General features: G+C 66.9%; 19 protein-coding genes. 9 read left to right on the top strand and 10 right to left on the bottom strand.

The features are described from left to right. Positions 1–183: 183 nt before the first annotated feature. The 4 genes from AC6A67_RS15795 to AC6A67_RS15810 form a co-directional block, all read right to left on the bottom strand. Positions 184–804, bottom strand: a complete 621-nt coding sequence (locus AC6A67_RS15795) for a glutathione S-transferase family protein (RefSeq protein ID WP_498037514.1) — start codon at positions 802–804, stop codon at positions 184–186. A gap of 219 nt (positions 805–1,023) precedes the next feature. Further along, a complete protein-coding gene (locus AC6A67_RS15800; RefSeq protein WP_498037515.1) occupies positions 1,024–1,671 on the bottom strand; it encodes a TetR/AcrR family transcriptional regulator in 648 nt (215 codons plus the stop codon). A 226-nt stretch (positions 1,672–1,897) separates the two neighbouring features. After that, entirely contained in the window at positions 1,898–5,005 is a 3,108-nt protein-coding gene (locus AC6A67_RS15805) for an efflux RND transporter permease subunit (protein ID WP_498037516.1), read from the bottom strand. Between the two features lie 8 nt (positions 5,006–5,013). Continuing rightward, entirely contained in the window at positions 5,014–6,207 is a 1,194-nt protein-coding gene (locus AC6A67_RS15810) for an efflux RND transporter periplasmic adaptor subunit (RefSeq protein ID WP_498037517.1), read from the bottom strand. A 359-nt stretch (positions 6,208–6,566) separates the two neighbouring features. Between AC6A67_RS15810 and AC6A67_RS15815 the strand changes: the two genes are divergently transcribed. Together AC6A67_RS15815 and AC6A67_RS15820 are read left to right on the top strand one after the other, a co-directional pair. Then, positions 6,567–7,199 (top strand): L,D-transpeptidase, encoded by a 633-nt coding sequence (locus AC6A67_RS15815; protein WP_498037518.1) that lies wholly within the window; start codon positions 6,567–6,569, stop codon positions 7,197–7,199. A 225-nt stretch (positions 7,200–7,424) separates the two neighbouring features. Further along, positions 7,425–8,102, top strand: coding sequence for an OmpA family protein (locus AC6A67_RS15820; RefSeq protein WP_498037519.1), 678 nt, complete (start codon positions 7,425–7,427; stop codon positions 8,100–8,102). 130 nt (positions 8,103–8,232) lie between these two features. Here AC6A67_RS15820 and AC6A67_RS15825 read toward each other — a convergent pair whose 3' ends face one another. The 3 genes from AC6A67_RS15825 to AC6A67_RS15835 form a co-directional block, all read right to left on the bottom strand. After that, positions 8,233–8,733 carry a PaaI family thioesterase gene (locus tag AC6A67_RS15825; RefSeq protein WP_498037520.1) on the bottom strand — a complete coding sequence of 167 codons (501 nt, stop codon included), beginning with the start codon at positions 8,731–8,733 and terminating at the stop codon, positions 8,233–8,235. A 176-nt stretch (positions 8,734–8,909) separates the two neighbouring features. Next, positions 8,910–9,686 (bottom strand): short-chain dehydrogenase/reductase, encoded by a 777-nt coding sequence (locus AC6A67_RS15830; protein ID WP_498037521.1) that lies wholly within the window; start codon positions 9,684–9,686, stop codon positions 8,910–8,912. 237 nt (positions 9,687–9,923) lie between these two features. Then, positions 9,924–10,793: an alpha/beta fold hydrolase gene (locus AC6A67_RS15835; protein ID WP_498037522.1), complete on the bottom strand. Its 870-nt coding sequence runs from the start codon at positions 10,791–10,793 to the stop codon at positions 9,924–9,926. A 607-nt stretch (positions 10,794–11,400) separates the two neighbouring features. Between AC6A67_RS15835 and AC6A67_RS15840 the strand changes: the two genes are divergently transcribed. From AC6A67_RS15840 to AC6A67_RS15870, 7 genes are all read left to right on the top strand, one after another. Beyond that, a complete protein-coding gene (locus tag AC6A67_RS15840) occupies positions 11,401–12,639 on the top strand; it encodes an acyl-CoA dehydrogenase family protein (RefSeq protein WP_498037523.1) in 1,239 nt (412 codons plus the stop codon). A gap of 10 nt (positions 12,640–12,649) precedes the next feature. Continuing rightward, the gene (locus AC6A67_RS15845; protein ID WP_498037576.1) at positions 12,650–13,723 is read left to right on the top strand and encodes a phosphotransferase; all 1,074 of its coding nucleotides are present in this window, start codon (positions 12,650–12,652) and stop codon (positions 13,721–13,723) included. 177 nt (positions 13,724–13,900) lie between these two features. Continuing rightward, complete coding sequence (locus AC6A67_RS15850) at positions 13,901–14,671, top strand: SDR family oxidoreductase (RefSeq protein ID WP_498037524.1); 771 nt, start codon at positions 13,901–13,903, stop codon at positions 14,669–14,671. Positions 14,672–14,772: 101 nt separating this feature from the next. Then, a complete protein-coding gene (locus AC6A67_RS15855) occupies positions 14,773–15,771 on the top strand; it encodes an NADPH:quinone oxidoreductase family protein (protein WP_498037525.1) in 999 nt (332 codons plus the stop codon). A 215-nt stretch (positions 15,772–15,986) separates the two neighbouring features. After that, on the top strand, positions 15,987–17,168 hold the full coding sequence (locus AC6A67_RS15860; protein WP_498037526.1) for an acyl-CoA dehydrogenase family protein: 1,182 nt from the start codon (positions 15,987–15,989) through the stop codon (positions 17,166–17,168). Between the two features lie 162 nt (positions 17,169–17,330). Further along, the gene (locus AC6A67_RS15865) at positions 17,331–18,470 is read left to right on the top strand and encodes an acyl-CoA dehydrogenase family protein (protein WP_498037527.1); all 1,140 of its coding nucleotides are present in this window, start codon (positions 17,331–17,333) and stop codon (positions 18,468–18,470) included. Positions 18,471–18,695: 225 nt separating this feature from the next. Next, a complete protein-coding gene (locus AC6A67_RS15870) occupies positions 18,696–19,502 on the top strand; it encodes an SDR family oxidoreductase (RefSeq protein WP_498037528.1) in 807 nt (268 codons plus the stop codon). A gap of 274 nt (positions 19,503–19,776) precedes the next feature. Here AC6A67_RS15870 and AC6A67_RS15875 read toward each other — a convergent pair whose 3' ends face one another. The 3 genes from AC6A67_RS15875 to AC6A67_RS15885 all read right to left on the bottom strand — a co-directional run bounded on the left by AC6A67_RS15875 (position 19,777) and on the right by AC6A67_RS15885 (position 25,298). After that, the gene (locus AC6A67_RS15875; RefSeq protein ID WP_498037529.1) at positions 19,777–21,888 is read right to left on the bottom strand and encodes a sensor histidine kinase; all 2,112 of its coding nucleotides are present in this window, start codon (positions 21,886–21,888) and stop codon (positions 19,777–19,779) included. A gap of 262 nt (positions 21,889–22,150) precedes the next feature. After that, entirely contained in the window at positions 22,151–23,458 is a 1,308-nt protein-coding gene (locus AC6A67_RS15880; RefSeq protein WP_498037530.1) for an MFS transporter, read from the bottom strand. A gap of 265 nt (positions 23,459–23,723) precedes the next feature. Continuing rightward, entirely contained in the window at positions 23,724–25,298 is a 1,575-nt protein-coding gene (locus tag AC6A67_RS15885) for a porin (protein WP_498037531.1), read from the bottom strand. Positions 25,299–25,558 lie beyond the last annotated feature (260 nt).

The following is a 25,558-nucleotide window of genomic DNA, read 5'->3' on the forward strand; positions in this document are numbered from 1 at the left end:
AGCGCTGTCCGCCAGCGCTGCAGCAATCTTGCCGGGCCAGCCCAACATGCGGGTTGCGGAGGCGCCTCCGCCAGCAATTGACGCAAACGCATGCCAACAAGGGCGCCCAAGAGACGCGCAAGCGATGCTCAAGGAGCGGCGTGGCGGCCTCGCCGCGAGGTCCGCCGCGTCAGGCCGGTCGCCTCAGGTCAGCGCGGTCATCACCGCGTGGCGATAGGCTGGCCGGGCGCAGAGCCGCTCATACCAGGCGGCGAGATGCGGCAGATCTGGCCGCGCGATGTCCATGTTGAACCAGGCGTAAGCCATGCAGCCGAGCGGGATGTCGCCAATCCCCAGCGCCTCGCCCGACAGAAAGGGTTGCCCGGCGAGGGTTGCGTCGACGAGCGCCAGCTGGGCGTTGCACTCCGCAAGGCCCGCCGCCAGTTCTGCCTCGTCACGGTCCTGCGCCGTGCGCCGCAACACGTTCCAGAACACGTCGCGGAACGGAATGGCGAGGGTCGTGGCGGCCCAGTCCATCCATTTGTCGGCGCTGGCCCAGGCGGCTTCGTCTGCTGGCGCAAACGGGGCGGCGCCATATTGGCGGGCGAGGTAACGGACGATGGCGTTGGATTCCCACAAGGTCAGCGCGCCGTCCTGCAGGCAGGGGATGCGCCCGTTCGGGTTGAGCGCGCGAAACGCGGGGGTGTCGACAATGCCAAAGGCGCCGCCGGCGTCGCGCTGCTCGAAAGCCACGCCAACCTCGGCGGCGGCCCACAGCGCCTTGCGCACATTGGTGGAATTGATACGGCCCCAGATGATGCGCATTGGTTGTCCTGCCCTGCCTGTTGTTCGCCAGCCTCACCCTGCCGCATGGGGGGCAAGGTCGCGGTCACCGCGCCTCTGCGTCCGACCACGGCAGATTCCGTCCACGTCACCATGACCGTGCGGCGAGGGCAATGGTTACGGGCAATGGTTGCATCGCGCGCGGCGTCGCGATCGCCGCTTCAGGCGATCAGCCATGCAGGCGATCATATCTGCAGGCGATCAGGCCTCTGGCGGTAGCAGCGAGCGGATGAGGAAGGCGGCCATCTGCGCCTGGCTCGGACCGGGCGCATCCAGCGACAGATTCATGATCACCGGATGGCAGAAACGGATCCAGCCAGTCATCAGGCAGCTGGCGTCGGCAGCGGGATCGGCGCTGACCAGGGCGCCGTCGGCGACGCCGTCCCTGATAATGCGCTCGAGCAGGGACCGAATGATTTCAGCGTGGTCATTAATGGCGCACCAGCGCTCATTGATCGCCACCTCCACCATGTCGCGAATGCGCTGGTCGCCGACGAAATACTGGGTCGACAGTTCATGCTGCAGCATGAGGACATGTTCGAGCCGCGCTGGCGCTGGCAGTTTGGCCGCAGCCGCCTCGGCCAGCGCCCGCTCCACCACCTGCAACAGATTGAAGGCCACCGCTTCAAAAATCGCGCGCTTGGACTCATAGAAGCGGTAAACATTGGCCGGGCTCATGCCCAGCGCCCGGGCGATGTCGGCGACGGTGGTCTTCTGATAGCCATATTGGCGAAACAGCTGCTCGGCCGTTTCCAGCACGCGGGCGCGCGCCGCCATGTGGGCGTCGCTGCGGTCGTCCTGCACGCCGGCGTCGGCGACAGGGGAGTTGTGCGGCTGGTTTTCGCTCATCTGCTCTGCTTTGCGGTGCTTTATTGCTTTGTGCGCGTCACTTGCGCCGGTCGCCGCGCGGGGCCGCGGCGGGTTTGGCAATCGCCTGATCCATTGGGTCGGCCGCCTGGCGGCGCGCCGATAAGACATGCGAATGGCCCCTCGATGCAACCAGACATTGGCATAACACGCCCGGCGCCCGCATGGGGGGCGCCGGACGGGGACCTTTGGCCATCCGCTTGCCCGCTCAGGCCACGGCGGCGCTGTTCTCCGGCGGCGCGGCGCCGTCGCTCTGCTGCGGCGTCACGTCGAGCGTCCGGCGGAACGCCATGGCGTAGACTGCGGGCAGGAACAGCAACGTCAGGAAGGTGGCGACAAACAGGCCGCCCATGATGGTGGTGGCCATCGGCCCCCAGAAGGCGGAGCGCGACAGCGGGATCATGGCGAGGATCGCCGCCAGCGCCGTCAGCACCACCGGACGCGAGCGGCGCACCGTCGCCTCGATGATGCCCTGGCGACGGCTAGCGCCATTGGCCACGTCGGTCTCGATCTGGTCGACGAGGATCACCGTGTTGCGCATGATCATGCCGGCCAGCGCGATCAGCCCGAGCAAGGCGACGAAGCCGAACGGCTGCTGGAACAGCAGCAGCCCGAGCACCGCGCCAATCACCCCGAGCGGCGCGGTCATGAAGGTCAACGCCAGTCGGGAGAAGCTCTGCAGCTGGATCATCAGCAGGGTGAGCATGATGATGACCATCAGCGGAATCAGGCCAACCAGCGAGGCGTTGCCCTTCTCGGATTCCTCGATGGCGCCGCCCATTTCGATGCGATAGGCGGGTGGCAGCGTTTTGGCGATCTGCTGGATCTGCGGCCACACCTGCATGGTGACGTCCGGCGCCTGCACGCCGTCGACGATGTCGGCGCGCACGGTCATGACCATGTCGCGGTTGCGCCGCCACATGATCGGCTCCTCATGCTCATAGGCGAGGCGCGCCACCTGACCCAACGGCACGGCGGCGCCGCTGCGGGTCATCACCGACAGATCGGTGATGCGGCCCAGATCGAGGCGCTCCACCGGCAGCGTCCGCGCCACCACATCCACCTTCTCCACGCCATCGCGCACGGTGGTCACGGTGACGCCGGACAGCAAGGTCTGCAACGACTGCGCCACATCCTGCGGCGTCAGCCCAAGGGCGCGGGCGCGCTCCTGATCAACGACGAGGCGCACCGAGGGGCTCTGCTCGTTCCAGTCGAGGTGCGGGTCAACGATATTGGCGTTGCCGCGCATCACGTCGCGCACCTGATTGGCGTAAGCTCGCACCTGGCCGGTGTCGGGGCCGATGACCCGGAACTGCACCGGGAAGCCGACCGGCGGACCGAAGTTGAAGCGGTCGACCCGCACCCTGGCCTGGGCGAGGGCGCCTGCGGCCACCGCCTTGTCGATGCGCGCCTTCACCCGCTCACGTTCGTCCACACCGCCTGTCAGGATGACGATTTCGGCGAAAGCCTCATTGGGCAATTGCGGATTGAGGCCGAGCCAGAAGCGCGGGCTGCCCTGGCCGATATAGGTGGTGTAGGTTTTGATCTCCTTGTCGCCAAGCAGCAGCTTTTCCGCCTGCTTGATCGTCTCGGTGGTGGCGCCCATGCTGGAGCCTTCCGGCATGCGCACCTGCAAGAACAGCTCGGGCCGCTCCGACATTGGGAAGAACTGCTGCTCGACCTTGGTGAAGCCATAGAGCGACAGCGCGAAGATGCCGGCGGTGGCGCTGACCACGACGAGGCGGTGATCGACGCACCAGGTGATCAGCCGGCGCAGACCGACATAGAGGCGGGTCTGATAGATCGCGTCCGGGTTGTGATGGCCCTTGCTCATGTCTGGCAACAGCTTGACGCCAAGATATGGGGTGAAGATCACCGCCACGAGCCACGACGCCACTAGGGCGATGCCCACCACCCAGAAAATGCCGCCGGCATATTCGCCCGTGGCGGAATTGTTGAAGCCGATGGGCAAAAAGCCCACCGCCGTCACCAGCGTGCCGGTGAGCATCGGGAAGGCGGTGGAGGTCCAGGCGAAGGCGGCGGCCTCGAGCCGGTTCACGCCCTGCTCCATCTTCACCACCATCATCTCGATGGCGATGATGGCGTCGTCGACCAGAAGCCCGAGCGCGATGATCAGCGCGCCAAGGGTGATGCGATGCAGGTCCAGCCCCATGGCGGCCATGACGATAAACACAATCGCCAGCACCAGCGGCACCGACAGCGCCACGACAATACCCGTGCGCCAGCCAAGCGAAACGAAGCTGACCAGCAGCACGATGCCAAGCGCCTCGATGAAGGCCTGGACGAATTCGCCGATGGCGTGATCGACCACCTGCGGCTGGTCGGCCACCTGGGTCAGCTCCAGCCCCTGCGGCACGGCGGCCATGAAACTGTCAGTGGCGGCTTTCACATTGGCGCCGAAGTCGAGGATATTGCCGCCGCGCGCCATCACCACGCCGATGCCGACGGCGGGCTTGTCCTGCTGGCGGATGACATAGTCCGGCGGGTCCTCGTAGCCGCGCGTCACCGTGGCGATGTCGCCGAGCCGGAAGACGCGGCCATTGGCCTCCACCGGCGTTTCCTCAACCGCCTTGGCGCCGTCGAGCGCGCCGGTGACGCGCAGCGGCACGCGCTGGGCGTTGGTCTCGACCACGCCCGCCGGCACGACGGCGTTCTGCCGCTGCAGCGAATCGAACAGCGCCTGCACCGGAATGCCAAGGGTGGCGAGGCGGGCGTGTGAGAATTCGACGAAGATTTTCTCGTCCTGCACGCCATACAGATTGACCTTGGTGACGTCCGGAACGCGCAGCAGCGCCTGGCGCAGCCCTTCGGCGACCTTCTTCATCTGGGCGTAATCGGCGCCGTCGCCGGTCAGCATGTAAAGAATGCTGTCAACGTCGCCATATTCGTCATTGAAGTTCGGGCCGATCAGCCCGGCTGGCAGCGACGGCCTGAGGTCGCTCATCTTTTTGCGCAGCTGGTAGAACAGCTCCGGCACTTCTTTGGGCGGCGTCGTGTCCTTGAACGCCACCTGCATGGCGGTGAACGACGGCTTCACATAGGTGATGACCTTGTCGAAATACGGCAGCTCCTGCAGCTTCTTCTCGATCGGGTCAGCGACCTGGTCCTGCATCTCGCTGGCGGTGGCGCCTGGCCAGATGGCGGTGACGATCACCACCTTGATGGTGAAGGAGGGGTCTTCGGCGCGCCCCAGTTTCAGATAAGAAATCAGCCCGCCGACCGAGACGGCGATGATCAGGAACAGGATGAGCGCCGGATGGCGCACGGCCCAGGCGGAGAGGTTGAAGCCCTTCATCGCCGGCCTCAGAAAGTCAGGCTGTCGACGACGCGGACTTTCCGCGCCGGATCAATGGCGTGCACGCCGACGCTGACGACCCTGTCGCCCTCATTCAGCCCGCTCTCCAGCAGCACATGGCGGCTGTCGTAGGATTTGACCTTCACCGGCGTCAGGCGCACCGCGCCGTCGGGCTGCACCACATAGACGCTGGGGCCGCCATTCTGGTTGAACAGCGCCGATAGCGGCAGGCGCATCACCCGCTGCGGCTCGGGCGGCCTGACGGTGAGCGTGCCGGTCATGCCGATTTTCACCGCGTCATTGGCGTCGGGCAAAGCGTAGCGCGCCTGGTAGGTGCGGGTGACATTGTCCGCCGACGGCGACAGCTCGCGCAGATTGGCCTTGAGCGCCCGGTCTGGCTGGGCCCACAGGCTCAGGCTGGCGACGCCGTGGCGCACGCGGTCGAGCATGATCTCCGGCACGGCGACCACCGCTTCCTTTTCACCGCTGCGGGCGATGCGGATGGCCGGCTGGCCGGCGGCCACCACCTGGCCTGGCTCGACCAGCGCCGCGGTGACCACGCCGTCGGCGTCGGCCTTCAGCTGGGCGTAAGAAATGGCGTTGCGGGTCAGCTCCACGGCGCGCTGCGCCCGTGCGATGCGGCCGCGCGCCTCATCGGCGGCGGCGCGGCTGTTGTCGACCGCGACCTGGGTGGACCAGCCCTGATTGCGCAGATCGGCGGCGCGCTTCTCGGCCGCCGTGGCCTGGGCGAGGGCGCCGGTGGCGGCGCGCAGTTCGGCCTCCGCCTGGCCAGCCTGCAGCTTCAGATCCGTGTCATCCAGTTCGGCGAGCGGCTCGCCGGCCCGCACGCTCTGGCCAACCTCGACGAGGCGCCTGGCGACCTTGCCGCCAATGCGGAAGCCATGGTCGCTCTCCACGCGCGGACGGATGCTGGCGACAAGGGTGCGGTCCTCAGCCTCATTGCTATAGGTCGCCGTGGCGACAAGCACCGGCCGGCCTTCCGGTTTCGCCTCGCTGGTCTTGTCCTTGCAGCCAGCGAGGCCAAGGGCGCCCGCCGCCAGCAGCAGGACGAGACCGGCGCGCGCCGTCAGGCAGGGGCTGCGCCGCGCCGGCGGCAGCCGCCGGTCGGACAGCGGGCTGGCAGGGCCAGCGCCATCGTCAGACAGGCTGGCGGGAGCGGAAGAAGGGCAGGAGCTGGGCATCTGTTCGTCCATGGCCAAATGGGCGCGGGCCGCGCGGGCGGGTCGACAAGTGCCTCAGTCAATAATTGACGGCTGACGGTTGTCAACATTCGTCAGTCGACTTTTGGCGCCTGGCCAAAGGGATTGCGCCGGGCCACAGCGTCGTCTGGATGCGCGGCGGACCCTGCCTGTCTCTGCGTTAAAATGCGCATCAAAGCTGTCGCTTAACCTGAATTGTCCCCGGTTTAATCGCCGGTTAACCGTTTAGGGCGATCAGCTGGGGCGCCAGGCGAAGGTCACGCCGGGGCAATGGGCGCGCAATATCTGGCGACGACATACCTGTCGCCACGGGACAAGCGGCGACAACGGGGCGGGGAACGATGGCGATCAATCGCAGGGACGTAGTGTTAGGCGGCCTTATGGCGCTGGGCGCGGCCAGCGCCGCGCGCGCCGCGCCCGCAGACGCCGGGCGCTACTTCGCCGGCACGGCGGTGGACCACGGGGTCACCTACCGTCGCACCAATTTCAACGTCATCGATCCGCGCTGGCGGCGGCAGCTGGTGCAGTATTATTCCGACGAGCCGCAGGGCACGGTGGTGGTCGATACCCGCAACCACTTCCTTTATTTGATCTTCGAGAACCGCACGGCGCTGCGCTATGGCGTCGGCGTCGGCAAGGAAGGCTTCCAGTGGTTTGGCCGCGCCCGCATCGACCGAAAGGCGATGTGGCCAGCCTGGGTTCCGCCGCAGGAGATGCGCCAGCGCAATCCGAAGCTGCCGCCGCGCATGGAAGGTGGCCCGGACAATCCGCTGGGGCCACGCGCCCTGTATCTGTGGGCCAACGGCCAGGACACCGGCTACCGGCTGCATGGCACAACGGACCCGTCCTCGATCGGCAAGGACGCCTCCAGCGGCTGTATCCGCATGTTCCCCGAGGACATCATCGATTTGTACCAGCGCTGCCCGCAGGGCACCAATGTGCTGGTGCTCAAGCACATCGCCGCGCGCGCCTGAGCGCTGGCCCGGAGCCAGTCAGGTCGCGGCGGCGCCAGCATCGGCGCCGCCTCGGCAAATGGCCCCCATGCAGGGCGCCGCCGCCGCTCCGGGCGCCTTCAGCAGCCGCTGGCGCCTTCAGTAACGTCGGCCGCCGACGTCATGCCGCCTGCGTTAGCACGCGGTCCCGCATTATACGCCCGTCAGCACCGCCTGATCCGGGCCCGCCGCCAGGACACAGATGCGATGATCCAGGGCTTTTCGCGCGCCGCCGCGCCTCGTGTTGTTCGCGCCCGCCGGGTTGCAGGGCTGGCGCTGGCCCTCGCCCTGTCGGCGACGCTCGCCGGTTGCGCCGGCGAGCGGCTGGGCGGCCTGCGAATGCCGTTCTCTGGCGGCGGCGCAGCGCCGCAAACCCAGCCTTCGCCGCAATATGGCGTCCAAAATGGCGCCCCGGACCTCGTCCCCTACGCTGCGGCCACGCCCGCCACGCCCATGGCCGCCCCTGTGGCGCGCGCCACCGACGCGCCGGTGGGCGCGGGCGTCAATGTCCGGCCTGGCGACAATGAGGATTTCATCGTCAATGTCGGGCGCCGGGTGTTCTTTACGGAAGGTTCTTCGGTGTTGACGTCGATCGCCCGCGAGACCCTCGACAATCAGGCGCAATGGCTGCAGCGCTATCCGCACTGGCACGCCAAGATCCAGGGGTTCGCGGATGACCCTGGCTCCGATGACGCCAATCTGGCGCTGGGAAAACAGCGTGCCGACGCGGTGCTGAACTATCTCGTTGCGCGCGGCGTCGCCCCCGGCCGGCTGCGGGCCAAGACCTACGGCCGCTCGACGGATCGGCTGGTCCGCGCCTGCACCGATAGCGCCTGCAAGGCGCAGAACCGGCGGGTGATCACCAATCTTGAGGCGGCGCGCTAACGGCGGCGCCTCGCGCCCATGCCGATCGGTCCAGATCGGCATGGGCGCTCACACACACTCTCTCCATCTACTCGATCGCCCGCCTGCGCTTCTTGGGTCGCAGTTGCGCCAGCTTCCTTGCCGCTTCGGCTCAGTCGACGCCCTGGTCCGGGTCGCGCGGCGCCGGGATCGCCGCCTGCGGCTTCAGCTTCTTGATGACGCCCGAATAGTTGAGGATCACCCGCGCGCCGACCTTGAGCACGCCGCGCACGAACAGGATCGAGCCGCCGGCCTTGAGCACGTCGCCCGTGGCCTCGACCAGATCGCCCTCATAGGCGGCGCCGATAAATTCGCTGTTCAGCGACACGGTCACCGACGGGCCGCCGCGCAGATGGTCGATGGCGAACATGAAGATGGCGTGGTCAGCGAAGGTGATCAGGCAGCCGCCATGGGCGACGTCGATGCCGTTGAGATGCCGCCGCTCGACGCGGAAGGCGCACCGAACCGAGCCATCGTCGTCGCGGCGGTGATAAAATGGCCCCGAGCGGGTGTCGAAGGTGTCGCGATCCGGGCGGCGCCAGCCGGCCCACTCGCCGTCCTCAATGCGAACCGAGCGGCTGTTGCGCCCTTCTTCTGCGGTGCTCACAATCATCTTCCTCTGGATTGCAGGGCCTTTGCGGCCCGTTTGTTGAGCGCGGGGGCGTCCCCCGTCGCCGATGTCATGCGCTGCGGCTCAGGGCCCGCGCCATGTCGCGCCGCCGACCCGTCCGCCAGCTGCGCGGCGCAGGCGCCGCCCTGGGCTGGACCAGACCCCGAGGCCGTCCCGCATCAGGAGGCGTTGGCGAGGCCGCCGTCGATGGTCAGGATGGTCCCGGTGGTGTAGGCCGACAGATCGCTGGCCAGAAACGCCGTCGCCGCCGCGATTTCCTCTGGCTTGCCCGCCCGGCCGAACGGCATGTCGGCGGTCAGCTCGCGCCAGCGTTCGGCGTCGCCAAACTGCTGCTGGGCGAAGACGCGCAGTCGCGTCTCCATGCGGTCGGTGGCCACCGGGCCTGGATTAATGCCCACCACGCGCACGCCGTCGCGCGCGCTGGCGCCGCCGAGCGCCCGGGTGAAGGCCATCAGCGAGGCGTTGCCTGCGGCGCCGGTGATGTAGCCCTTGTCGAAGCGCTCGCCGCCCATGCCGATAATATTGACGATGACCCCGGCCTTGCGCGCCGCCATGCGGCCATAAAACGCCCGGGTAAGGCCTATGAAGCCGAACACCTTCAGATCCCACGCCTCGCGCCATCTGGCCTGGTCGACGCTGAGCAGGTCGCCCTGGGGAATGGCCCCGGCGTTGTTGACGAGGATGTCGGCGTCGCCATGCGCCTCGACCACGAGGGCGTGGCTGTCGTCGCGGGAGAGATCGGCGGCCATGATGGCGATGCGCGCATCCGGCGCCACGGCGCAGATGGCGGCGCGCGCCGCCGCCAGTCGCTCCTGATCACGCGACACCAGCGCCAGCCGGCAGCCCTCCTGGGCGAGCTGGCGGGCGATGGCGAGGCCGATGCCCTTGGAGGCGCCGGTGATGACGGCCTTGCGACCGGTCAGGTTCAAATCCATGTGCGCCTCCCTTGGCCGACTGCGGTTGCGCCAGTCCACTGGCCTCCGCCTGTCGGGTTATGTCTCCCCATGTCCGCCCCGGCTTCATCGTCGCGCCGCAGAGCTGGATCATCAGATTGGCCCACGGCCGACGCCGCGACGCAAGCCGCCATCGATCCGGATCGGCGAAAGCGCGCCTGCGCCAGGCTGGGAGCGCCTCGTGATCGATCAGGCGACACCGGCTGATCGACAGGCGCTCTAGCTGCGTGGCCAACCCGCCAGCAGGCCGCGCAAGGCGGTGACGAATGCGATGGGCTGGTCGACCATGATGTGATGCCAGGCCTCGGGGATCAGGATGCAGGGCGAGCCAGGCGGCGCCACCTCGCGGGCGTAATCAATCACGCCTTCTTCCAGAAACACCGAATTCTCGGCGAACATCATCGCCACCGGGCATTTCGCCGCCGACATGTCGATGTGTGGGTTGCCGTCGTGGTAGCCCTTCCACATGAAGGGGTCGAACTTCCAGGTGAAGCCCGCCGGGCTGTCGGCGGTCGCCGCCACCTGTTTCAGCGAGCCGCGGGCGATAAAGTCGGCGATGAACACGTTCTCGCACGGCTGCGGCGGCTGGAAGCGGAAGCGGTTCATCGCCTCCTGCCAGCTGGGATAGACGCGGTTGGGCTTCGGCTGTTTCAAGGGGCCGCGCCGCGAGCGCCGGTCGCGCCGCCGCTCCGGCGACATCACCGGGCTGTCGACGGTGACGATGGCGGTGAGCTCCTCGCCATGGCGCGCGGCGCAGGCGATCAGCGGCATGCCGCCGAAGGAGTGCCCGACGAACACCGGCTTGCCCGCGTCAAACAGGCCTGCGGCGCGGGCCACCTCCATGATCTCGGCGACGAACGTGTCCAGATCATAGCTGGCGCGGTGGTCGGAATTGCCCATGCCCGTCCACGACAGCGCCGCGACGCGATGGTCACGGGCAAAGAACGGCGCAATGAAGCTCCACCAGTCGGCGTGGGCGCCATTGCCATGCAGAAACAGCAGGCCTGGCTTGCCGCGCTCGCCCCAGGTGAGCATTTCGACCCCGGCGCCGCGCACGTTGACATGGCTGCGCTCCGGCGCATGTGCCAAAGCGGCGTCGAACCAGGCGGGGGCAGGGGGGCGTTCGCCATGAAACGGCGCGAGCAGGGCGGCGTAAGGGGGCGTGGCCGGATTAACCGCCTGGCCAAGGTCTTGCGCCGTTTGCGGGGCGGCGTCGCTGGTCGCGGCGGAATCCGGATGTTGTGCTGACGTCGCCAGGGTCGCTCTCCCACTTGCTGGATCAAATATTTTATTCCGGATTTTCAGAGCGGGGCGTCAGTGTCAAGGCGCGGGGCTGCCGCCGTGCGTCACGCCTGCGGTCAGCGAGGTTGCGCGCCATCCGTCATGCGCTGGTTGCAAGGCTGTGCACAGGCGCGGCGTCGCCACGCACTGCCGTGAGCCGGGGTGGGCGCAGGCCAGGCGCCCATGCCGGCGCAGGCGGACTCCGTTGATTTTGGCTGGTTTTGCCGCAGGGCCAGCCCATGCGCCGTGGGCGCCAGGCTGCGGTCGGCCAGTGGCGCCGCCCGGGCGCGGCTGGCAGGCTAATCCTGCATAAAAAATATCTGTTCTCAGGATGGGCGCCTGCTGGTAACTGTTGAACAAAAGGCCCCGTTGAGGGTCAAATAATCAAAACAGCGGCAATGGGAGAGGAAACGAGATGGATTTCACCGTCACCGAGCGTGAGTCGTATTGGCGCGACCGGGTCCGCAAATTCATTCAGGACCACGTGGTCCAGGGCGAGATCGACTACCACAAGGAGATGGATCTCGTCGGCAAGGAGCGCTGGCGCGTCTCCCAGGTGCTGGAAGACCTGAAGGCCAAGGCGAAAGCTGAGGGCCTGTGGAACCTGTTCCTCGCGCCCAATCCCGACCACGACGAGGACAATTATCGTGGCGCAGGCCTGAGCAACCTCGAATACGCCATGTGCGCCGAGGAAATGGGCCGCTACCACATCGCCTCCGAGGTGTTTAACTGCTCGGCGCCTGACACCGGCAATATGGAAGTGCTGCACCGTTACGGCACCCGCGCCCAGAAGGACACCTGGCTGAAGCCGCTGATGAACGGCGACATCCGCTCCGTGTTCCTGATGACCGAGCCGGAGGTCGCCTCCTCCGACGCCACCAATATTGAGACCTCCATTGTCCGCGACGGTGATCATTACGTGATCAACGGCCGCAAATGGTGGTCGTCCGGTCTCGGCGACCCGCGCTGCAAGATTGGCATCCTGATGGGCAAGACCGACAAGTCGGCGCCGCGCCACCAGCAGCAGTCGCAGATCCTCGTTCCCATGGACACCCCCGGCATCGAGATCGTCCGCATGCTGCCGGTGTTCGGCTTCGACGACGCCCCGCACGGCCATGCCGAAGTGCTGTTCAAAAACGTCCGCGTGCCGGCCGAGAACCTGATCCTCGGCGAAGGCCGTGGCTTCGAGATCGCCCAGGGTCGCCTTGGTCCGGGCCGCATCCATCACTGCATGCGCACCATCGGCGTCGCCGAAGTGGCGCTGGAGAAGATGGTGAAGCGCCTGCAGTCGCGCGTCGCCTTCGGCAAGAAGGTCTCCGAGCATTCGATCTGGGAGCAGCGCGTCGCCGAGGCCCGCACCGACATCGAAATGACCCGTCTGCTGTGCCTGAAGGCGGCGGACATGATGGACAAGGTCGGCAACAAGGCCGCCGCGCTCGAGATCGCCATGATCAAGGTCGCCGGCCCGCGCGTCGCCCTGAAGATCATCGACGACGCCATCCAGGCCCATGGCGGCGGCGGCGTCACCACCGATTTCGGCCTGGCCTCCCGCTGGGCGGGCATCCGCTCGCTGCGTCTGGCGGATGGTCCGGACGAAGTGCACAACCGGGCGATCGCTCGCATCGAATTCGCCCGCCATTCCAACGCAGGATAATAGCGCAGTGCTGGATCAGAACGAAGTCGCGGAGGAGGTCTTCTCCGGAACCAAGCCTGTCGAGGAGCGCCATCGGTTTAACGAGGCGCAGCTTGAGGCCTGGCTCGTCGACAATGTGGAGGGCTATGAAGGCCCTCTCACGGTCGAGCAATTCAAGGGCGGGCAGTCCAACCCGACGTATTGCCTGATTACCCCATCGCGGAAATACGTTCTGCGGCGCAAGCCGCCGGGCAAGCTGCTGCCGTCGGCGCATGCAGTGGACCGTGAGTACCGCGTCATCGCGGCGCTCAACACGGTCGATTACCCGGTGGCGCGCGCCTATGCGCTGTGCCTCGATGAGACCGTCATCGGCACCATGTTCTACGTGATGTCGATGGAAGAGGGGCGGGTGTTCTGGAACGGCAAGCTGCCCAGCGTGCCGAAAGAACAGCGCGCCGTCATGTATCGCGACGAGATCGAGACGCTGGCGAAGCTGCACAATCTCGATCCCGTGGCGATCGGCCTCGAGACCTTCGGCCGGCCTGGCAATTACTTTTCACGCCAGGTCGATCGCTGGACCAAGCAGTTCCGCGCCTCCGAAGATCGCAAGTTCGAATCGATGGAAAAGCTCATCGAATGGTTGCCAAAAACCGTTCCCGAGCAGACGCGCACCTCGGTGGTGCACGGCGACTATCGCCTCGACAACATGATCTTCCACCCCACCGAGCCGCGCGTTCGCGCCATTCTCGACTGGGAGCTGTCGACGCTTGGCGATCCGATGGCCGACTTCACCTATGTCATCATGGGCTGGGTGATGGAGCATGACGGGCGCGCCTCGCTCGGCGGCATCGACTTCAAGGCCGAGGGCATCCCCGACCTTGATGAGGTGATCGACATCTATTGCAAGGCCACCGGGCGCGACGGCATTCCGGATGTGAACTGGTACTTCGCCTACAATCTGTTCCGGTTGTCGGCGATTTCCCAGGGCATCGCCGGTCGCGTGCGCGATGGCACGGCCAACAGCCCACGCGCCGCCGAGGCCGGCAAGCGCGCCGAGCCGCTGGCCGACATGGCGTGGGAATACGCAAGGAAAGCCGGCGCCTGAGCGCTGGATGTGCGGGCGCGGCGATCCCCGGGTCGCCGCGCCTGTTTTGCCGGGCAGACGGAAAATCCGCGCCTGGATGACGTGACCGATGCGCCGTCGCATGCGCCGCCTCCGGGCAGGCCAGGCGGGGGGCATAAGGGGCGTCAGACCACCGACAAGGGAAGGCAGGGAGCGCTCATGAGCACATTGTTTGATCTCACCGGCAAGGTCGCGCTGATCACCGGTTCCTCCCGCGGCATTGGCCGCGCCATCGCCGAGCGCATGGCCGAACACGGCGCGAAGGTGGTGATTTCCTCGCGCAAGGCTGGCCCTTGCGATGAGGTGGCCAAACTCATCAATGACCGCCATGGCGATGAGCGCGCCATCGCCGTTCCGGCCAACATCTCCGAGAAGGCTGATCTGCAGCGCCTCGTCGACGCCACCAACGCCAAATGGGGCCAGATCGACATTCTGGTGTGCAACGCCGCCTCCAACCCCTTCTACGGGCCGATGGAGAAGCTGCCCGACGACGCCTTCCGCAAGATTCTCGACAACAACATCGTCTCCAACCACTGGCTGGTGCAGATGACCGCGCCGCAGATGCGCGCGCGCAAGGACGGCTGCATCATCATCGTCTCATCGATTGGCGGCCTGCGCGCCTCTACGGTGATCGGCGCCTATTGCATCTCGAAGGCCGCCGACATGCAGCTGGCGCGCAACCTCGCCGCCGAATATGGCCCGGACAATGTGCGGGTGAACTGCATCGCCCCTGGCCTGATCAAGACCGATTTCGCCCGCGCCCTGTGGGAAGACCCCGACAATCTGGCGCGGACAACTTCCACCGCCCCCTTGCGCCGCATCGGCACGCCAGACGAAATCGCTGGCGCCGCCGTGTTCCTCGCCGGGCCGGGCGGCAATTTCATGACTGGCCAGTCGCTGGTCATCGATGGCGGCGTCACCGTCGTCTGACGCGTTCAACCACGGAGCTGGCGCGCCCCCGATTCTGCGCCAGCCTCCGCATCGCGGCGCCCCTTTAGCCGCACCGCATAACAAGGACGGAGCACACACGAATGAAGGCGATCCTCTCCAAGGCCGTAGGCGGGCCGGACACCCTGGTGCTTGAGGAGGTTCCGGATCCGGTTCCGGGTCCGAAGCAGGTTCTGCTCGCCGTCAAGGCATGCGGCGTGAACTTCCCGGACACGCTGATGATCGAGGACAAATATCAGTTCAAGCCGCAGCGCCCGTATTCGCCGGGCGGCGAAGTGGCAGGCGTGGTCGAGGCGGTCGGCGCCGAGGTCACCGGCGTCAAGGTCGGCGACCGGGTCATTGGCTCCACCGGCCACGGCGGCATGGCCGAGAAGGTGCTGGTCGACGGTTTCCGCTGCATCCCGATGGCCGATGAGATGCCTTTCGATGAGGCCTCGGCCTTCATCCTCACCTATGGCACCTCGCATCACGCGCTGAAGGATCGCGGCCAGCTCAAGGCCGGCGAGACCCTGCTGGTGCTCGGCGCCGCCGGCGGCGTCGGCCTCGCAGCCGTGGAGCTGGGCAAGGCCATGGGCGCGCGCGTCATTGGCGCGGTGTCGAGCCAGGAGAAGGCGGACCTCGTGCGCAAGCACGGCGCCGACGATGTGGTGATCTACCCGCAGGGTCCGTTCGACAAGGATGGCCGCAAGCAGCTCGCCGCATTGTTCAAGGAAGCCTGCGGCGAAAACGGCGCCGATGTGATCTATGACGGCGTCGGCGGCGACTACGCCGAGGCGTCGCTGCGCGCCATCGCCTGGGAAGGCCGCTTCCTGGTGGTCGGCTTCCCGGCTGGCATCCCGTCGCTGCCGCTCAACCTGACGCTGCTCAAGGGCTGCCAGGTGATCGGCGTGTTCTGGGGCGCGTGGGTGGCCCGCAATCCGCAGGGCTTCGCCGCCAGCGTCGCCGAACTGATGGACTTCTACAAGCGTGGGCTGGTGAAGCCTTACGTCTCCGAGCGCTTCCCGCTGGCCAGGGCCGGCGACGCCATCGCCCACCTCGCCGCGCGCAAGGCGCTGGGCAAGGTCGTGGTGACCATGGAGTGAGGCGCCTGGGCGCGCGGCGCTTGCGCCAGCGCGCCCGGATGATGCTGTAGCGCGCCGCGGGCCATCCGCCTGCGGCCGCGTCTTTCAAGGGGATTGCTCATGCAGCCGGGCGCAGACCCGCCGCATGGGCGTAACGCCGGGGCGTGGCCCTGGCGGCGGGGCGGGCCGGCGAGGGGGAGCCTTTCGGCCAGTTTCGCAACGAGGACGAGGGCAAAATGGCTGACCTTGAGAAATTCCGCGTCGAGACCCGCGCCTGGCTGGAGGCGAACTGCCCGGCCGAAATGCGCGTGCCGACCGAGGACGAGGAAGACACCGTCTGGGGCGGGCGCAATCCGACCTTCCGCAATGACGCGCAGCGCGTCTGGCTGGAGCGTATGGGCGCCAAGGGCTGGACCGCCCCGGAATGGCCGACCGAATATGGCGGCGGCGGCCTCAGCCGTGAGGAAGCCAAGATCCTCACCGAAGAGATGCGCAACTTGAACTGCCGTTCGCCGCTGTCGTCGTTCGGTCTGTGGATGCTCGGTCCGGCGCTGCTGAAATACGGCTCTGACGAGCAGAAGAAGAAATATCTGCCGCCGATCGTGCGCGGCGAAATCCGCTGGTGCCAGGGCTATTCTGAGCCAGGCGCCGGTTCCGACCTCGCCTCGCTGCAGACCCGCGCCGAGGACAAGGGCGACCACTTCCTCGTCAATGGCTCGAAGATCTGGACCAGCTACGCCGACAAGGCCGACTGGATCTTCTGCCTCGTGCGCACCAATCCGACCGCGCCGAAGCATGAGGGCATCTCCTTCCTGCTGTTCGACATGGCCTCGCCCGGCGTCAGCACCCAGCCGATCCTGCTGATCTCCGGCAATTCGCCGTTCTGCCAGACCTTCTTCGACGACGTGAAGGTGCCCAAGGACCAGCTGGTCGGCGTGCGCGACAAGGGTTGGGAGATCGCCAAATATCTGCTGACCCATGAGCGTAACTCGATCAGCTCCATGGGCGGCCGGGCGCATCGCCCGGTGCATGAGGTGGCGGCCCAGCACGTCGGTCTCGACGATCGCGGCCAGCTCGATGACAGCCTGCTGCGCGGCCAGATCGCGCGCCTTGAAGTGGATGAACTGGCCTTTGAGCTGGCCATGGAGCGGGCTGGCGACATGGCCAAGCGCGGCGAGATCCACGGCGCCTATTCGTCGATGCTCAAATATTACGGTTCGGAGCTGAACAAGCGCCGCCACGAGATCCTGATGTCATCGGGCGGCTCCGAGGCGCTGGAGTGGGAGAGCGCGCGTTCCGAGCATGGCGCGGCGCCGCGCGCCTGGCTGCGCACCAAGGCCAATTCGATCGAAGGCGGCACCTCCGAGGTGCAGCTCAACATCCTGGCCAAGCGCATCCTCGAGCTGCCAGGCGCCTGAGCCGCCATCCTCTGACGCTGTCCGGCCCGCCGGCCAGCGTCGCCACAGCCTTCGTATTCGACTGATCCCGGACCACGCGCTCCACGCGCCCGCAGCCGCCAGCGACCCCGATGGTCGCACGCGCCGGGCGGTGGACGCAGTCCCTGCAACAGGAACCCTGTCATGGCGCTTGTGCTCAATGACGAACAGACCATGCTGCGCGACACCGCGCGCAGCTTCCTTGCCGCTGAGGCGCCGGTGGCGTCTCTGCGCCAGCTGCGCGACAATGCTGTCGCCGATGGCTTTTGCCGCGACCTGTGGAAGAAAATCGCCGACATGGGCTTTGCCGGCGTGCTGATTCCCGAAGAGTTCGGCGGCGTCGGCCTCGGCCATGTCGAGGCTGGCGTGGTGGCCGAGGAGATCGGCCGCAACCTCAGCGCGACGCCTTTCCTGTCGACCGCCATTCTCACCGCCGCGGCGCTGCTGCAGGGCGGCTCGGACGCCCAGAAGGCGGCGTGGCTACCGAAGATCGCCGCCGGCGACATCATCGGCGCCCTGGCTGTCGATGAGGGCGCCAAGCACCGGCCGGAGAAGGTGGCGCTGGCCGCCGCCCGCACCGGCAATGGCTTTGTGCTCAATGGGGCGAAGACCTTTGTCGTCGATGGGCACGTCGCCGACCTGCTGGTCGTCGCCGCCCGCACCTCAGGCAAGGCAGGCGATCGCGACGGGCTGACCCTGTTCCTCGTCGACGGCGCCGCCAGCGGCCTTGTGCGCGAGCGTACGGTGATGGTCGACGCCCACAACGCCGCCCGCCTGCAGTTCGACGGCGTCGAGGTGACGGCTGACGCGGTGCTCGGCGAGGTCGATGGCGGCTATGCGCTGCTTGAGGGCGTGCTCAATGTCGGTCGCGCGGTGCTGGCGGCGGAGCTGTCGGGCATCGGCGGCCAGGCCTTCGACACCACCCAGGCCTATATCAAGGAGCGCACCCAGTTCGGCCGCATCATCGGCGAGTTCCAGTCGCTGCAGCACCGCTCGGCGCATCTGTTCAGCGAGCTGGAGGTCACCCGCGCCGCCGTGCTCAAGGCGCTGCAAGTGCTCGATGCGGCGCCAGAGCAGGCGGCGACCATCGTGGCCGTCGCAAAGGCCCGTGCCGGCGTCAGCACCGAGCTGGCGGTGCAGGAGGGCGTACAGATGCATGGCGGCAACGGCATGACCGACGCCTTCGACATCGGCCTGTACATGAAGCGCGCCCGCGTCGCCCAGGAGTTGCTCGGCGACAGCAATTTCCACGCCGATCGCCTGGCCCGCGCTAACAGCTACTGAGGCGAGGCCGCCGCCTCATCCATGGCCTGCAAGGCGCAAGCGCCGTGCGGGCGCGTGAAACCCGGTGAGACGTGTTCATCGGGTTTCAGCATGAGGTTTGCCGGCTTGCTTGTGCCGTGATGCTTGCCTTACCCAAGGGCATCACGCCGGCCATCCAGCGGATGGCGACCCAACCGGCGGCGCACCTGTGCGCCGCCTTTTTTGAGACAGACGGGAGAGACGTCCATGAAGCTGCATGACAAGGTTATCGTGATCACTGGCGGCGCCGATGGCATTGGCAAGGGTCTCGCCGTGCGCTTTCTCAAGGAGAACCCCAAGGCGGTCGTCATCTGCGACATCAATGAAGCCAAGGTGAAAGCCGCGGCCGATGAGATTGGCGCCAGCGCCGCTTATGGCTGCGACGTGTCGAATGAAGCCGCGCTGGTGGCGATGATTGACGACGTCGAGCAGCGCTTCGGCCCGATCGATCTGTTCTGCTGCAACGCCGGCATTGGCGACTTCACCGGCTCTGATCCGAATTTCGTCGGCGCAGCCGACAATCACGTCTGGGACAAGAGCTGGGGCGTCAATGTCATGCAGCACGTCTATGCGGCGCGCGCCCTGGTGCCGCGCATGCAGAAGCGCGGCGGCGGCTATTTCCTCAACACGGCCTCGGCGGCTGGCCTGTTGTCGCAGATCGGCAGCGCCGTCTACGCCACCACCAAGCACGCCGCCGTCGGCTTCGGCGAAATCCTCGCCATCACCCATCGCGACGACGGCATCCGCGTCTCCATGCTGTGCCCGCAGGCGGTCGATACCCCGCTGCTGCGCGCTGGCGGCGACGGCCCGCAGCATATCGATGGCGTGCTGACCCCGGCGCAGCTGGCCGACGTGGTGGTCGAAGGTCTCAATGAAGAGCGCTTCCTGATCCTGCCGCATCCGCAGGTCAGCGGTTACATGCAGAACAAGACCAATAATTACGACCGCTGGATCGGCGGCATGGCCAAGCTGCGCCGCAGCATGGGCGGCAATTTCGGCCCGGCCAAAAGCTGATTTGCCGCGCTGGGCCCATAGCCTGCGCCCATGGTCCTGGCCCGCTGCGTGGCGGGCCCATCGCCAGCGCCCATGACCTGGCCCGCTGCGCGGCGGGCCCATCGCCAGCGCCCATCACCTGTCCTGCTGCGCGGCGGGTCCACGGCCTGTGCCCATCACCTGGCCCGCCACGCGGCGGGCCAGCGCCGCGTGGCGGCAGCCGTAGCTTCGCTTGCGCCGCTGCCGCCTGATACGCCGCAAAGCCCGCGTCCCACCCACGTCCCTGCGTATCAGCTCAGGGCGCGAAGTCGCTGGGGCTCATGGCGTCGGCGACGATGGCGGCGATTGGCAGGCTAAACCGGCATTCAAACCCCTCCGGCGCATAAACCAGATCAAGCTTGCCGCCGAACTCGCGACGCAGCGCCCGGTCGAGCAGGCGCGAGCCCAGCCCCTGCCGCGTCGGCGGCGTCACCCTGGGGCCGCCGCGCTCCACCCAGGCCAGATGCAATAGCGCCGGCTGCTGCTCGGCCCCAAGCTCGATACGCCAGTCGATGGTCACCTTGCCACTGTCGACAGACAGCGCGCCATATTTGGCGGCGTTGGTCGCCAGTTCGTGGAAGCACATGCACAGGCTGAGCGTGGCGCGGGGATTAAGCCGCAGTTTCGGCCCCGAGGCGACGATGCGCTGGCTGTTCTGGCTCTGATAGGGCTGCAGCTCCGCCTTGATGGCGTCATGTAGCCAGGCGCCGCGCCATTCGCTGGCGGTGAGCAGGTCATGGGTCTTGGCCAGCCCCACCAGGCGGTCTTCAAAGGCTTCCCACGCCTCATCCGGCGCCGTGGAGCGCCTGGTGAGCAAGGCGATGGACTGCACGGTCGCCAGCGAATTCTTGACGCGATGGTTGAGCTCACGCAGCAGCAGGCGCTGGCGGTCGGCGGCGCTGCGCCGCTCGGTGATCTCATGCACGATGCCGACCACGGTCGGCGGCCCGCCTGGGCGCATCACCGGCCGGCCGCGCACCTCGACCCAGTGCACGCCGCCATCGGGCCACTGCACGCAAACCTCAACGACGAACGGCTCCCGCCCGGTCACCGCCCTGGTGATGGCTTCCCGGTGGTCGTCGCGCAGGCCTGGATGCAGCACCCCGGCCAGCGTCTGCAGATCGACGCGGCCAGGCGGCAGGCCGAGCAATTCGCGGCTACGCTCGGAGCCCACCAGCTCATTTTGCGCCGGGTCATAGCTCCACGCCCCCAGTTCGCTGGCCTCCATGGCCAGCCTCAGCCGCTGCTCGCTGGAGCGCAGCATGGCCTCAACCTGGTCGCGCTCGGCGTTGCGCCGCGCCAGTTGCTGCGAGGCGTCGCGCAGGGCGCGCTGAATGTCATCGAACTCATTGACGCCGGTGCGCTGCACCGGGATCACCTCATCGCGGGCCAGCTTTCGCGCGTTGGCGGTGAGGCGCTCCACCGGCCGCACCAGTTGGCGCGACAGATAGATCACGTGCGCCAGCCCAAGCAGCGCCACCAGCCCAAGCGCCCCCAGCCAGGCCAGCGACCGCTTGAGCGCCGCCTGCAGGCGATGCTGCGGATAGACCACGACGAAATTCCAGTCGTGGTTCGGCGTGCGGCTGAACACGGCGGTGGCGGTCGGCAGGCCCTGGCGGCGCAGATAGACCACATCCTCGCGCACCTCGCGCATGCGCGACAGCAGCCGGGGCGGCGCCAGCGGCTGATTGAAGATGGGTTCGGCGCCCGTTCTGGCGATGACATGGCCGAGACCGCTGACGGCGGCGCCGTTCCATTCATTATTGCCAAGCCCGCCGCCAGCCATGATCTGCGTCCAGATGCGCTGGTCGAGCTCGACGGTGATCAGATCGCGCTCGGGGCTGTCGCCGGGGAACGGCGCGTCGAGCAACACGCGCGGCGGGCTTTCGGGGTTGAGCTGGTGGATCGAGATCACTGGCTGGCCGCTGCGCAGTGCTTCAGCACGTGGGGCGAGGCGGTCCGGTGTGACGACGATCAGCGCCTCGCCGTTGCGGGTGATCCGGGCCGGTCCGCGCAGGGGGGCGACGGCGAAATTGGTCCCGCGCAATTGTGGCTGTTCAGCCAGCCGTGTCAGCAGGACCTCATAGGTTGCCTCCGCTGGCAGCGGCTCGTTGGCAATGACCCGCGCCGCGTCCTTCAGCTTGGAAAATTCCTGATCGAGATGTTGCGCCAGCGTCCGGGTGGCGCGCAGCAGCAGCTCTTCGGTCGCGCTCTTCTCCGCGTCATAGGCGGTGTAGAGGCCAGCGATAGCGATCAATATGGCCGGAACGATGATGCTGAGCACCAGCCACATCAGGCGGGTGGCGAAAGGCAGGCTACGTCGGGCGGCCGCCGTGTCGGGAGATCTCGGCCACGCCGTCTCTGTCACCCTGCAGTCCCCCCTGACCACTGGCGCGGCGTGCGCGTTACCGGGTGACTGCACGCCATCTCCGGGTCCAGATGCAATGGGTTACAGGCGGCTTACAGCGAATGCAAGGTTTGAACGCCGCCGGCTGACCCCAGGATGTCGCCGCAACTCTGGGTCGTTGCGCCTTGACTTGTCGGGGCGAGGCGCAAGGTGGCTGCCGACTGCCGACTGCCGACTGCCGACTGCCGACGCCGTTGCGCCGCCCGCCAGGTCGCCGCTGCCGTCAGGGCCGGGCGGGCGCTGCGCGCGCGGCGTTTGGCGCTGGCGGCCGGCCTGCGAGGGCCAGCATCAGCACGCCGCACACGCCCAGGCCGCCAGCGAACAGATAAGACGCGCCATAGCCGTGGAAATGGTCATGCAACAGCCCCAAAGCGATGGGGCCGCCCGCCACGCCGACCATGGTGACGAGGCTGTGCGCCGAATAGATGCGGGCGTATTCGCGCGTGCCGAAAGCCTCGGCCATCAGCAGCGGCTGCATCATCAGCAGATTGCCGACAGGCAGGCCGAACAGCACCACAGCTGACAGCAGCAGAAAGCGATCGGTGGTCGAGGCGATCATCACCAGCGCCACCGCTTGCACCGCCATCGAGATCAGCGTGAAAGGGATGCTCGGGGCGCGCAGCAGGATGACGCCGCCCGACAGGCGGCCGGTGATGCTGGCGACTGCAAGCAGCGACACCGATAGGGCCGCAGCCTCAACCCCAAGCCGGGACGACACCATGTTGTACATGTGCGAGATGCCGCCGACCTGCGCCGCCATGGTGAACACATAGGCCACCGACACCAGCCAGAAGAAGCGCGAGGCCCGCGCTTCGAGCCAGCTGTGGCCGGAGCGGATCAGCCCCGGCTTCTGCCCTGGGGCGACAGGCGCGCCGTCCGGGTTGAGCCCCATGGATTCCGGCGACGGCTTGATCACCCACAGCGTCAGCGGGATCACGCCGATAAAAAACGCCGCGCCGAGCCAGGGCCCGGCGCCAGCGAGACCAACGCTATTGATCAGCCAGGCGGTGGCGGGCGTGATGATGGCGCCGCCGACCGACAGGCCGGTCATGGCGATGGACAGCGCCGTGGCGCGTTTGGCGTCAAACCAGCGCGTCAGCACCGTCATCGCCGGCACAAGGCCGCAGCCGCCGTAAGCCACGCCGAACAGCGCGTAAAACAGGTAGAGCTGCCAGGGCGTCTGCACCAGATAGATCAGCGACAGCGCCGCCGCGCTTAGCACCGCCGAGCCGACGATGAAATAACGCACGTCGATGCGGTCGATGAAGCGGCCGGTGAACATGCCGGCGAAGCCGGAGGTCACAAAGAACAGCGCCGTGGCGCTGCTGGCCATCGAGACAGGAAAGCCGCGCTCCGAAACGAAGGCCTTCAGCAGCACCGACAGATTGTAGAAGGCGAGGCCGCCGGTGGTGAACAACAGCACGGTCATGGCCGCGACGATCCACCAGCCATAGTACAGGCGCGAGGGGCTAGCGGCGGCGTCAACTGGCGACATGGTCTGCTCGTGATTGTTGTGCGTGGCGCCTTGCATACACGTTGTTCTGGCCAGCCGGAAAGTGAGGCGGACGCACACTGACAGGGCGGGCTGCGCGTGGCGCACATGGCGTAACTGACGTAGCTGGCGCGCATGCGCCCTTGCCGTGTCTGAAGACGCCAGGACGCCTGGACGCCTGGCGCAACTGGTACTTGCGCGGGCAGGTGGGCGCGGCGTCACAAATCAGACCGCTGCGCCTTCCCAAACGCAAAACGGGGAGCCCGAAGGCTCCCCGCATGGCGAAACGCTGGTCTGATCAGGATCAGAAGTCGCGCTGGATGCGCAGACGGCCCTGCCAGGCGTAGTCGGTGTTGGTGGTCTTGGCGTAGTTGACGCCATTGACCCGGTAGCTGACGTTCTTGTTGTTGTCCTTGACGCGGCCATCGGTGTTGACTTGGGCGAAGGCGACTTCAGCGCCGATGTCCAGACCCTTGACCGGCGACCAGACGATATTGGTGCCGACGTTGATGACGTTGAAGTCACGCAGCACGGACGACTGCGAGAAGTTCACGGCCTGCTGGGTGTTGAACACGCCGCCAGCCGGGATCAGCGAGCCGCCGAGGCCGGTGTACAGCGGGCCAAGCGCGCCGCGGGCGCCCGAACCATAATTGACCTGGGCGTAGCTGCCGAACACGGCCTGACGCACGGTCGGGGTCCAGTAGTGCAGGTAAGCGGCGAGCAGCGACCAGCTCTGGCTCAGCTTGATGTCGCCATGGGCGTTGATGTAGCCCTCGGCGGTGTTGACGGTGAAGCGGCCGAAGCTCTGGCCGGTGAGGGTGTCGCCGCCGAGCATGGCGTTGGCGCCGGTGTAGGACATGGCGCCCTTGCCGTAAGCGGCCTGCAGCCACAGCTGGTCGCCCTTGGCGATGAACGGCAGGTTGAACTTCACGCCACCCTGCACGGCGTAGCCCCAGGCGGCGTCCGGACGGCCTGGCGCGTCATAGACGCCAGCGGTGCCGCGGTTGCCATAGTGGCCGACGCTGATCTGGTGCGCAGCAGCCGACAACTGGGCCGAGCCCCACGAACCGTCGTGGCGCAGCGCAAGGATGAAGTCCGGCACGTTCAGGCGCTGGGCGGCGTCGACGCGGGCGTAGCTGGTCGGCAGGCCTGTCAGCGGATCGAAGGTGGCGCCGACATTGGCGTAGAAGCGGCCGCCGGTGATGGTCTGGCCATCAACCGAACCATAGATCGGCATGCGGCGGAAGGTCGGGTCTTCCATCGCCACGGTGGCGCTGAAGCCGTTGCCGAGCTTGGCGGTGTAAGCGAGGCCGTTGGTGCTCTGCACTTCCGACGACGAGGTCGAGCCGATCAGCTCCAGCTCATGGCCATAGAAGTCGTAGAACGAACCGAAGCGACCGGCGGTCAGGCCAGCGAACTGGATGAACGCCTTGTCGGCTTCAACATATTTCTGGGCGCGGCCAAAGGTGTCAACGCCCGTGGCGCCGAACGACTGGGCCATACGCTCGCCGGTGCCCGAACGCAGCGACCAGCCGCCAGTACGGCTGGCCATCTCGAAGCGCACGAAGGTGCGCAGCGCGCCCCATTCGGTGTTGGTGCGGGCGTCAACCTGAATGCGGCCAACGGCGCGCATGCTGGAACGGTCCGGATTGCCAACCTTCAGCGGGCCCGAGAGGTTGTACTCGAAGCGGGCGCGGCCGCCGACGCGGATGCAGGTGTCGGTGCCGGGGATGTAGAAGAAGCCAGCGCCGAAAGTCGTGCAGGCCTTCACATATTCAACCGGCGCAGACTTCGTTGCGGGAAGATCGGCGGCGCTGGCGGTGGCGACGACGCCAAGCGATGCAACGGAACCGAGCAGGAATGCTCTGACGATGCTCACGATGGTGACTCCAGAAGGTTCGGGCTCTTGTGGCCCTTGGGCAGTGTTGGGCGGACCCGGAGGCGACGCCCCGGCTGATTTGCGGGATACCCACGCTTTATGACAGTCTTGCTACAATCGGCGGCACGGCGCAAAGGCGCTGTTGTTGGCATAACTTTGCGTCACCCACAGAAGTCATCGCAAAAAATTTTCAAGGAATTGGTATTAAAGAGTTTAGGCTCACTGAAGTGGTCGGTATAGCGCTGTGAAACCGGCGCCGG

Source organism: Camelimonas sp. FR25, from assembly GCF_059740505.1.

Coding starts and splice junctions, on each gene's coding strand:
- AC6A67_RS15795 (WP_498037514.1), bottom strand. CDS start 804: ATGCGCATCATCTGGGGCCGTATCAATTCCACCAATGTGCGCAAGGCG.
- AC6A67_RS15800 (WP_498037515.1), bottom strand. CDS start 1,671: ATGAGCGAAAACCAGCCGCACAACTCCCCTGTCGCCGACGCCGGCGTG.
- AC6A67_RS15805 (WP_498037516.1), bottom strand. CDS start 5,005: ATGAAGGGCTTCAACCTCTCCGCCTGGGCCGTGCGCCATCCGGCGCTC.
- AC6A67_RS15810 (WP_498037517.1), bottom strand. CDS start 6,207: ATGCCCAGCTCCTGCCCTTCTTCCGCTCCCGCCAGCCTGTCTGACGAT.
- AC6A67_RS15815 (WP_498037518.1), top strand. CDS start 6,567: ATGGCGATCAATCGCAGGGACGTAGTGTTAGGCGGCCTTATGGCGCTG.
- AC6A67_RS15820 (WP_498037519.1), top strand. CDS start 7,425: ATGATCCAGGGCTTTTCGCGCGCCGCCGCGCCTCGTGTTGTTCGCGCC.
- AC6A67_RS15825 (WP_498037520.1), bottom strand. CDS start 8,733: ATGATTGTGAGCACCGCAGAAGAAGGGCGCAACAGCCGCTCGGTTCGC.
- AC6A67_RS15830 (WP_498037521.1), bottom strand. CDS start 9,686: ATGGATTTGAACCTGACCGGTCGCAAGGCCGTCATCACCGGCGCCTCC.
- AC6A67_RS15840 (WP_498037523.1), top strand. CDS start 11,401: ATGGATTTCACCGTCACCGAGCGTGAGTCGTATTGGCGCGACCGGGTC.
- AC6A67_RS15850 (WP_498037524.1), top strand. CDS start 13,901: ATGAGCACATTGTTTGATCTCACCGGCAAGGTCGCGCTGATCACCGGT.
- AC6A67_RS15855 (WP_498037525.1), top strand. CDS start 14,773: ATGAAGGCGATCCTCTCCAAGGCCGTAGGCGGGCCGGACACCCTGGTG.
- AC6A67_RS15860 (WP_498037526.1), top strand. CDS start 15,987: ATGGCTGACCTTGAGAAATTCCGCGTCGAGACCCGCGCCTGGCTGGAG.
- AC6A67_RS15865 (WP_498037527.1), top strand. CDS start 17,331: ATGGCGCTTGTGCTCAATGACGAACAGACCATGCTGCGCGACACCGCG.
- AC6A67_RS15870 (WP_498037528.1), top strand. CDS start 18,696: ATGAAGCTGCATGACAAGGTTATCGTGATCACTGGCGGCGCCGATGGC.
- AC6A67_RS15880 (WP_498037530.1), bottom strand. CDS start 23,458: ATGCAAGGCGCCACGCACAACAATCACGAGCAGACCATGTCGCCAGTT.